Origin of the sequence: Salinarimonas sp. NSM (genome assembly GCF_052380005.1) — a bacterium.
Taxonomy (GTDB): Bacteria; Pseudomonadota; Alphaproteobacteria; order Rhizobiales; family Beijerinckiaceae; genus Salinarimonas.
Map to the genome: position 1 here is coordinate 1 of NZ_JBQTCJ010000100.1, position 7,686 is coordinate 7,686.

At 74.1% G+C, this 7,686-nt stretch carries 9 protein-coding genes; 4 read left to right on the plus strand and 5 right to left on the minus strand.

The window, feature by feature from the left end; genetic code table 11:
• Window positions 1-99 precede the first annotated feature (99 nt).
• From exbD to ACTZWW_RS22140, 5 genes are read right to left on the minus strand one after another with little or no spacing between them, the layout of a single operon-like run.
• Window positions 100-555, minus strand: a complete 456-nt coding sequence (gene exbD, locus ACTZWW_RS22120) for a TonB system transport protein ExbD (RefSeq protein ID WP_444783128.1) — start codon at window positions 553-555, stop codon at window positions 100-102.
• 11 nt (window positions 556-566) lie between these two features.
• On the minus strand, window positions 567-1,343 hold the full coding sequence (exbB, locus tag ACTZWW_RS22125; protein ID WP_444783129.1) for a tonB-system energizer ExbB: 777 nt from the start codon (window positions 1,341-1,343) through the stop codon (window positions 567-569).
• Window positions 1,340-1,864, minus strand: a complete 525-nt coding sequence (hutX, locus tag ACTZWW_RS22130; RefSeq protein WP_444783130.1) for a heme utilization cystosolic carrier protein HutX — start codon at window positions 1,862-1,864, stop codon at window positions 1,340-1,342. Before hutX ends, exbB begins: the two co-directional genes overlap by 4 nt.
• The gene (locus ACTZWW_RS22135; protein ID WP_444783131.1) at window positions 1,864-2,211 is read right to left on the minus strand and encodes an antibiotic biosynthesis monooxygenase family protein; all 348 of its coding nucleotides are present in this window, start codon (window positions 2,209-2,211) and stop codon (window positions 1,864-1,866) included. The genes hutX and ACTZWW_RS22135 overlap by 1 nt, the downstream gene beginning before the upstream one ends.
• 29 nt (window positions 2,212-2,240) lie before the next feature.
• Window positions 2,241-4,280 carry a TonB-dependent hemoglobin/transferrin/lactoferrin family receptor gene (locus ACTZWW_RS22140; RefSeq protein WP_444783132.1) on the minus strand — a complete coding sequence of 680 codons (2,040 nt, stop codon included), beginning with the start codon at window positions 4,278-4,280 and terminating at the stop codon, window positions 2,241-2,243.
• 250 nt (window positions 4,281-4,530) lie between these two features.
• Here ACTZWW_RS22140 and hemP point away from each other — a divergent pair, with 250 nt between their 5' ends.
• From hemP to ACTZWW_RS22160, 4 genes are read left to right on the plus strand one after another with little or no spacing between them, the layout of a single operon-like run.
• Complete coding sequence (gene hemP, locus ACTZWW_RS22145) at window positions 4,531-4,689, plus strand: hemin uptake protein HemP (RefSeq protein WP_444783133.1); 159 nt, start codon at window positions 4,531-4,533, stop codon at window positions 4,687-4,689.
• 20 nt (window positions 4,690-4,709) lie between these two features.
• A complete protein-coding gene (locus ACTZWW_RS22150; RefSeq protein ID WP_444783134.1) occupies window positions 4,710-5,615 on the plus strand; it encodes a heme/hemin ABC transporter substrate-binding protein in 906 nt (301 codons plus the stop codon).
• Entirely contained in the window at window positions 5,612-6,715 is a 1,104-nt protein-coding gene (locus ACTZWW_RS22155; RefSeq protein ID WP_444783135.1) for a FecCD family ABC transporter permease, read from the plus strand. Before ACTZWW_RS22150 ends, ACTZWW_RS22155 begins: the two co-directional genes overlap by 4 nt.
• Window positions 6,712-7,542 carry a heme ABC transporter ATP-binding protein gene (locus ACTZWW_RS22160; protein ID WP_444783136.1) on the plus strand — a complete coding sequence of 277 codons (831 nt, stop codon included), beginning with the start codon at window positions 6,712-6,714 and terminating at the stop codon, window positions 7,540-7,542. The genes ACTZWW_RS22155 and ACTZWW_RS22160 overlap by 4 nt, the downstream gene beginning before the upstream one ends.
• Window positions 7,543-7,686: the final 144 nt, after the last annotated feature.

Below are 7,686 nucleotides of genomic sequence, written 5' to 3' on the forward strand. Positions count from 1 at the left end.
CGCTGGGCACGAGCGCGAGGCCGAGCGCCGCGTGCGCCGCCCCGGCGAGGCCCGCCGCGCCGAGCCAGGCGGACAGCCGCGCCGCTCCCCGCCCCACGCTCACGGCGAGCCCGCTCCCGGCGCTTCGGGCGAGACCTGCTCCAGCCCCACCAGCGCGACGCGCAGGTACCCCGCGGCGCGCAGATCGTTCAGGAGATCCATCAGCGCCCGGTATTCCAGGCCCTGGTCCGCGCGCAGGAAGATCCGCGCCTCGCGGTCGCCCGCGGTGGCGGCGTCGAGCGCCGCGGCGAGATCGGAGCGGGCGATCGGCGCCTCGCCGAGCGAGAGCGTGCGCGCGGCGTCCAGCGTCAGCACGACCGGCTCGATCGGCGCGGGCTGCGGCGCCGCGCTCGAGGCCGGGAGGTCGACCGGCACGGAGACGGTGGCGAGCGGGGCCGCGATCATGAAGACGATGAGGAGGACGAGGATCACGTCGATGAAGGGCGTGACGTTGATCTCGGCGAGCGCGTCGTCCGCGTCCTCGTCGCCGCCGTCCGGGCGCAGGGCGAAGGCCATCGGCGCGCCTCCTACTCTGCGGCGAGACGCAGGCCCGGACCCTCGGCGCGGGCGGCGTCGAGGTCGCGGCTGAGCTGGCGAGCGAGCCGGGCGGAGACGTCCCCGAGGCGGCCGCGATAGGCGGCGATGCCGCGGGCGAAGAGGTTGTAGAGCACCGCCGCCGGGATCGCCGCGACGAGTCCGATGCCGGTGGCGAGCAGCGCCTCGGCGATGCCCGGCGCCACGACGGCGAGGTTCGTCGTCTGCGTCGCCGCGATGCCGATGAAGGCGTTCATGATCCCCCACACGGTGCCGAACAGGCCGAGGAAGGGCGCGGCGGAGGCGGTGATGGCGAGGAGCCCCGTTCCCGCCGCGAGCCGGCGCACCGCCGCCTTCTCCAGCCGCGCGAGGCGGATCGCGGCGCGCTCGCGCACGCCGGCGGGGTCGCGGCGCGGGCCCAGGCCCTCGCTCTCGCGCCACTCCTCGGCGAGAGCCCGAACGAGAGCCGCGGGGACGCCGCCGCGGCCGGCGAAGGCGCGCTGCGCCTCCTCGAGGGAGGTCACGTCGTCGAGGAGGCGCAGGCTCCGGCGGGCGCGCGCCGACGCGCCGGCCAGCTCGAGACCCTTCACCAGCGCGATCGTCCAGACCAGGACCGAGGCCGCCAGGAGGCCGATCATCACCGCCTGTACGACGACGTCCGCGGCGAGGAACATGCCCCATGGGGAGAGGTCGTGGGAGAGAGCGTGCGCCGCGCCCGGTGCGACGGGTGCGGCGAGCGGCGTCTCGATCGCCGCGTCGACCGGGGTCATGGCAGGGCGAGCCTCTCGCGCAGGGACTCGAACGCGGCGAGCTGGGCGGGTTCGAGCTCGCGGTCCGGCCCGCGCCGCACGAAGATCTTGAACATCGACGCGCCCGCCTCGTCGAAGAACTGGATCGAGCAGGACCGCCGCCCGTGGAAGCGCCGGTCGACGAGGTAGATCGCCCGGCAGGCGTCCGCGCGAATGTGTCCGCCGATCGGGCTGTCGCCGTGGATGTTGAAGAAGCCCCGGCCGACGCTGCCGGGCGGCAGGCGCCCGACCACCTCGAGAACGACGCTCGGCGTATGCATCAGGAAGAGCACCTCGCCCCACGTGGTCATCGCCGCCCAGACCTCGGCGAAGCGCGTCCCGGGGACGAAGAGGCGCTCCTCTTCGGGGAGCGCCTCCACGACCGTGCGCAGCGGCGCGCCGTGGGCCCGCGCCACGTCCTCCAGGACGCCGTCGGGCCTCTGCGCGAGGCTCGCGCGGATCGCCGCTAGGAGACCGGGATCGCCGGCGACGGGCGCGTCCATCACGCCACCTTCGCCGAAGAGGACGCCGTCGCGGGCGCGTCCTCGCCGAGCACGCTCTCGAAGCCCTCGAACTCGGGATGGCCGAGATAGAGCCCCTTGTTCTGGCCGGCGTTGCGGTGCGAGTCGCGGAACTGCTCGGAGCGCGTCCAGGCCTCGAAGCTCGCACGGTCGGTCCAGACCGTGTGCGAGGCGTAGAGGGTGTGGTCCTCGCGCTCCGGACCCTTCAGCAGGTGGAAGGCGACGAAGCCCGCCATCTCGTCCAGCCGCGTCTTGCGGCTCGACCAGACGGTCTCGAAATCCCCCTCGCGGCCCTTGGTGACCTTGAAGCGGTTCATGGCGACGAACATGGTCTGTCTCTCCTGTGATCTGTCCGGGCTCACATGCCGAGCCGCGCCTGGAATCCGACCTTGGCGACGAAGCCGGGGCTGTCGGCCCCGTCGCGGAAGCGGCGGGTGCGCACGTCGCCGACGTTCTCGAGCCGCACGTACGCCCGCGCATCCGGGGTGATGTCGTACGAGGCGTAGAGGTCGACCAGCGTGTAGTCCTCGCTCTTCAGGGTCGCGGAGGCCGTGGGCAGCCGGTCCTGCGCGGCGACGAAGGTGACGCGCCCGCCCAGCGTGAGCGTCTCGTCGAGGAAGCGCAACCCCGCCCCGAGCGCGAGCTGGTCGGGATGGACCGAGGTGAGCGGCTCGTTCGTCACGCGGTTGTCGCCGCGCGTCGTGCCGCCCGACACGCTCGCGAACCAGCGGCGCGCGTCGTAGGTGAGGTCGAGCTCCGCGCCGGTGAGGCGGGCGCGGGAGATATTGTCGTAGCGGAAGGTCGCGTCGGCGCAGGCGTTGCGCGCGCGCGGATCGCCGCAGGGCGCGCCGGGATCCGAGTAGATGCTCTCGATGTAGTCGTCGACGTCGGTGCGGAACACCGAGACCTTGCCGCGCAGCGAGTCGCCCTCGAGGAAGAGGTCGTCGAAGGACAGGTTGAGGCCCGCCTCGATCGTCTTGCCGACCTCGGGGCGCAGGTTCGGGTTCGGCCGGAAGCTGAACGCGGCCGGGAACGGGTGCACCCCGGTGATCAGCGTCTCCGTCACCGACGGCGCGCGGTATCCCTCCGCATAGGTGCCGTAGACCTGCAGCCCCTCGATCGGGCGGATGCCGATCGTCAGCTTCGGGGAGACGCGGCTGCCGTCCGACGAGACGCCGCCGCCGGAGAGCTCGTAGGCGTCGAAGCGCGCCGCCCCGATCACGTCGACGATGCCCCAGGTCGCCTGGCTCTGGAGGAAGCCGCCCCACACGGTGCGCTCGCCCGACGGCGTGAACAGGTCCGCCGAGCCGAGCGGGTCGGTGACCGTCACCTCGTCCCGGAAGGCGTCCCACCCGTAGGTCAGCGCGAAGCCGAGCGGGCCGGCGTCGAAGCGCGAGGTGTTGTGGACGTCCGCGCCGATCGTGCGGATCTCGAAGGCGCGGGTGCTCCCGAGCGACGGCGCGGTGCCGGAGACCTGCGTCTGGTCGGTCCGCGTGCGCGTCGACCAGGCGGAGACGTCGAGGTCGACGAAGCGGTTGGCCGGGTCGTCCCAGCCCCAGCGGGCGACGAAGGTCTCGGTCGTCACCTCGTTGTCGCGGCGCGGCTCGCGCGCGGTGCCGAGCCCGTTTGCGAAGTCGAAGCGCTGGAGCTGGCCGGAGAGCTCGATGCGGTGGAAGGGCGCGGGCTCGAGCACGACCTTGCCGATGCCGGAGACGACCTCCTGGCCGCTGTCGTCGACGCGCACCCCGTCGCCGTTCTCGTAGTCGTCCGTCGAGCGCAGGCTCAGGCCGACGAGGGCGCCGAAGGCTTCCGTCGGGCGCATCGCGGCGATGCCCGAGCCGAGGATGCCGGTCTGGCGTCCCATCAGGAAGGTCGTGTCCAGCGTGAGCGACAGCCGCTCGCCGGGAACGAGGACGTCGTCGGGATCCACCGTCTGGAAGGAGACGACGCCGCCGATCGCGCCCGAGCCGTAGACGTTGGCGACCGGGCCGCGGGTGACGTCGACGAGCCGCACGAAGGCGGGATCGAGGAAGAAGGCGCCGTCGGCGTTGTGGCCGGAGCGCTGGAAGTTCTGGCGCGCGCCGTCCACCGTCACCGCGACGCGGCCGAAGTCCTGCAGGCCGCGGATGTTGACGGCGGTGGCGGGATCGTTCGCGTTCTCCTGCGTGGCGACGTTCGGCAGCGCGTTCAGCACCGTGCCGATGCGCTGCACCGCGCGCGTGCGGATCTCCTCGCGCGTCACGACGCTCGCGCCGGCCATCGCCTCGACGGCCCGCGTCTCGTCCTTCGTCGCCGTGACCGTCACCGCGTCGAGCAGGATGCCCTCCTGCGCCGCAGCCGCCCCGACGCCCAGCGCCAGCGCGCCGAGCGATACCGCCCCCATGAAAAGCCTACGCATCGCCATCCACCTCGCCTGTCGTTCCGTTCTCGATGGCTGGCGGGCCCCGCGACGCGCGTCGCGGACAGGGGCTGGCTGGCTGTGCGCTCGATTTCTCACGTGAACGCTTGACGCCGTCTATGCGAGACGGCACACAGCGTCAATCGAAAACTTGAAGATATACTCTTTCGAGCGATTCGAAGGAGGAACGACTTGGCGAAGACTCGAAAGGTTCGAGTAGATGCATTCCAAGGAAGAGCCGAATACGGCCATGGCCAGGGCTTCGGACGAGCCGCGCGGGCCGGGCGCGCCGCCCGTGGTCGACGTGCGTGCGCTCGTCGGCGAGGGGCGCGAGGCGATCATCCGCCACAACGGCGAGAGCTACCGCCTGCGCATCACCGCCGCCAACAAGCTGATCCTCACCAAATGACCTCCCGCGGGACCCTCGACATGCTCCGAACCCTCGTTCTCCTCGCGGGGCTGCCCCTCGCGACCCTCGCTCTCCCGACCTCGCCCGCCGGCGCGGCCGAGCGAATCGTCGCCGCCGGCGGCGTCGTCACCGAGATCCTCTACGCGCTCGGCGTCGAGGACCGGATCGTCGGCGTCGACACGACGAGCGTGCATCCGCCGCGGGCGCTCGAAGATCACCCCGACGTGGGCTACGTGCGCGCGCTCTCCGCCGAGGGCGTGCTCTCGCTCGCGCCGGACCTCGTGATCGCCATCGACGCCGCCGGCCCAGCGGACGCGCTCGACCTCGTGCGCCAGGCCGGCGTGCCGATCGACGTCGTCGGCGAGGAGCCGACGCGGGCGGGCGTCGTCGGGCGCATCCGTGCGATCGGCGCGCTCGTCGGCGCGGGGGCGCGGGCGGAGGCGCTGGCGCGGGAGGTCGAGGCGGGCTTCGCGGCGCTGGAGGAGGCGCGCGCACGGCTCGCGGGCGCGCCGGTGCGCGTGCTGTTCGTGCTCTCGCTCCAGAACGGGCGTGCCATGGTGGGCGGCGCCGGCACCTCGGCGGACGCGATCATCGCGCTCGCCGGCGGCGTCAACGCGGTGCCGGAGGTCGCGGGCTACAAGCCCGTCACGGACGAGGCGATCATCGCGGCGGCGCCCGACGTCGTGCTCTCCATCGCCCGCGGCGACCACGCGCTCGACCCCCATGCGCTGTTCGCGCTCCCCGCCTTCGCGCTCACCCCCGCCGCCGCCGAGCGCCGGCTCGTCTCGATGGACGGGCTCGCGCTGCTCGGCTTCGGGCCGCGCACGCCGCAGGCGGCGGCCGCGCTGATGCGCGCGCTCCATCCGGCAGTGGAGATCCCCGCGGTGCTCTCCGGCGGAGCGGACGCCTTCGAGGCGAGGCGATGAGCGCCGGCCTCGCCGCGGCCGGGGCCGTGCGATCGAGAACGCCCGCGGACGCGCTCGCCGCGCGGCGGCGGCGCGCCAGGCTCGGGCTCTTCGCGCTCGTGCTCCTGGTCGTCGCGCTGTCGATCCTCGCGCTGGGGGCCGGTGCCGTGGCGATCGCGCCGGCGCGGGTGGTCGCGATCCTCGGGGACGCGGCGACGGGTGCCGGCGACCTCGCGCGGCGCGACGCGCTCGTCGTCACGGGCATCCGCCTGCCGCGGCTCCTGATGGGGCTCCTCGTGGGCGCCGCGCTCGCGGTCGCCGGCGCGCTGATGCAGGGCCTGTTCCGCAATCCGCTGGCCGATCCCGGCCTCGTCGGCGTCTCCGCCGGCGCGGGGCTGGCCGCGGGGGTGACGATCGTGCTCGGCGAGCGGCTGGTGCCGGCTTCGCTCGGCATCGATCCGTTCGCGCTCCTGCCCATCGGCGCCTTCCTCGGCGGCCTCGCGTCGACGCTCGTGCTCTACGCCATCGCCACGCGCAACGGACGGACCTCGATCGCGACGATGCTGCTCGCCGGCATCGCGCTCGGCGCGCTGGCGGGAGCGGCGAGCGGCTTCCTCGCCTATCTCAGCGACGACCGCCAGCTGCGCGACCTCACCTTCTGGTCGCTGGGCTCGCTCGGCGGCGCGACCTGGGCGAAGCTGGTTGTGATCGCGCCCATCCTGCTCGCCACGCTCGCCGCGACGCCGATCCTGGCGCGGGCGCTCAACGCCCTCGTCCTCGGGGAGGCGGAGGCCTATCACCTCGGCATCGCGGTCGAGCGCGCCAAGGCGGCGATCGTCGTGCTCGTCGCCGCCGCGGTCGGCGCGAGCGTGGCGGCGGCCGGCGTGATCGGCTTCGTCGGCATCGTCGTGCCGCACCTGCTCCGGCTCGTCGTCGGCCCGGACCATCGTGTGCTCCTGCCCGCCTCGGCGCTGCTGGGCGCCGGGCTCCTCGTCGGGGCCGACCTCGTGGCGCGCACGGTCGTGGCGCCCGCCGAGCTGCCGATCGGCATCGTCACCGCGGCGATCGGCGCCCCGTTCTTCCTGTGGCTCCTCCTGCGCCGGCGAGGGCTCTTCCCGTGACCGCGTTGATCGAGGCTGCGGACGTCGCCTACGCCGTTTCCGGCCGCACGCTCGTCCATCCCACCGACCTGACGCTCCATGCCGGCGAGACGCTGGTGATCGTCGGGCCGAACGGCGCCGGCAAGTCGACGCTGCTCAAGCTCCTCACCGGCGAGCTCGTGCCGAGCGGAGGGCGCGTGCATTACCGCGGGCGGGACATCCGCGCGCTGCCCGCCTGGCGGCTCGCGGCGATGCGCGCGGTGATGGCGCAATCCGAGACGCTGGCCTTCCCGTTCACCGTGGCGGAAATCGTCGGCATCGGCCTCGACGGCGGGGCCGGCGGCCTGCGCGGCGCCGCCCGCGACGCGCGCATCCTCGATGCGCTGGCGCGCGCGGACATCGTCCACCTCGCCGCGCGCGACGTGCAGACCCTCTCGGGCGGCGAGCGCCAGCGCGCCCAGTTCGCCCGTGCGCTCGCCCAGCTCGACGCCGGGCGCGCGGCGCTGCGCCGAGGGACGCAGGACGAAGGCGGCGGGCAGGTGCTGTTCCTCGACGAGCCGGTGTCGAGCCTCGACCTCGGCCACCAGATCGCGCTGCTCGAGGCGGCCCGCGCCCTCGCGGACGAGGGGCTCGGCGTCGTCGCCGTGCTGCACGACCTCAACCTCGCCACGCTCTACGCGGACCGCATCCTCGCGCTCGCGGGCGGGCGGGTCGTCGCCGCGGGTTCGCCGGAGGCGGTCGTCGACACGGCGCTCTTGCGCGACGTCTTCGCGGTGCCTCTGCCGGTCCACCGCCGGGCCGGCGGCGGCGCGCCCTTCGTGCTGCCGGAGCGGCCCGCTCGCGGCTGACGCGCCCCGCTCAGGCGAGGCCGCGGCGGGCTTCCGGGAGCGTCGAGGCGAGCGCCCCGCGCCCGCCCGGCCCCTGGACGGCGACGCTCGCCGCCTCGATCCCCCGGGCGAGCGTATGCTCCGGCGATGCGCCCGTGAGCCAGG

Bases quoted from the DNA above. Each gene is read 5' to 3' on its own strand.
- ACTZWW_RS22140 (WP_444783132.1), bottom strand. From the start codon at position 4,280: ATGCGTAGGCTTTTCATGGGGGCGGTATCGCTCGGCGCGCTGGCGCTG.
- hemP (WP_444783133.1), top strand. From the start codon at position 4,531: ATGGCCAGGGCTTCGGACGAGCCGCGCGGGCCGGGCGCGCCGCCCGTG.
- exbD (WP_444783128.1), bottom strand. From the start codon at position 555: ATGGCCTTCGCCCTGCGCCCGGACGGCGGCGACGAGGACGCGGACGAC.
- hutX (WP_444783130.1), bottom strand. From the start codon at position 1,864: ATGGACGCGCCCGTCGCCGGCGATCCCGGTCTCCTAGCGGCGATCCGC.
- ACTZWW_RS22150 (WP_444783134.1), top strand. From the start codon at position 4,710: ATGCTCCGAACCCTCGTTCTCCTCGCGGGGCTGCCCCTCGCGACCCTC.
- ACTZWW_RS22155 (WP_444783135.1), top strand. From the start codon at position 5,612: ATGAGCGCCGGCCTCGCCGCGGCCGGGGCCGTGCGATCGAGAACGCCC.
- ACTZWW_RS22135 (WP_444783131.1), bottom strand. From the start codon at position 2,211: ATGTTCGTCGCCATGAACCGCTTCAAGGTCACCAAGGGCCGCGAGGGG.
- exbB (WP_444783129.1), bottom strand. From the start codon at position 1,343: ATGACCCCGGTCGACGCGGCGATCGAGACGCCGCTCGCCGCACCCGTC.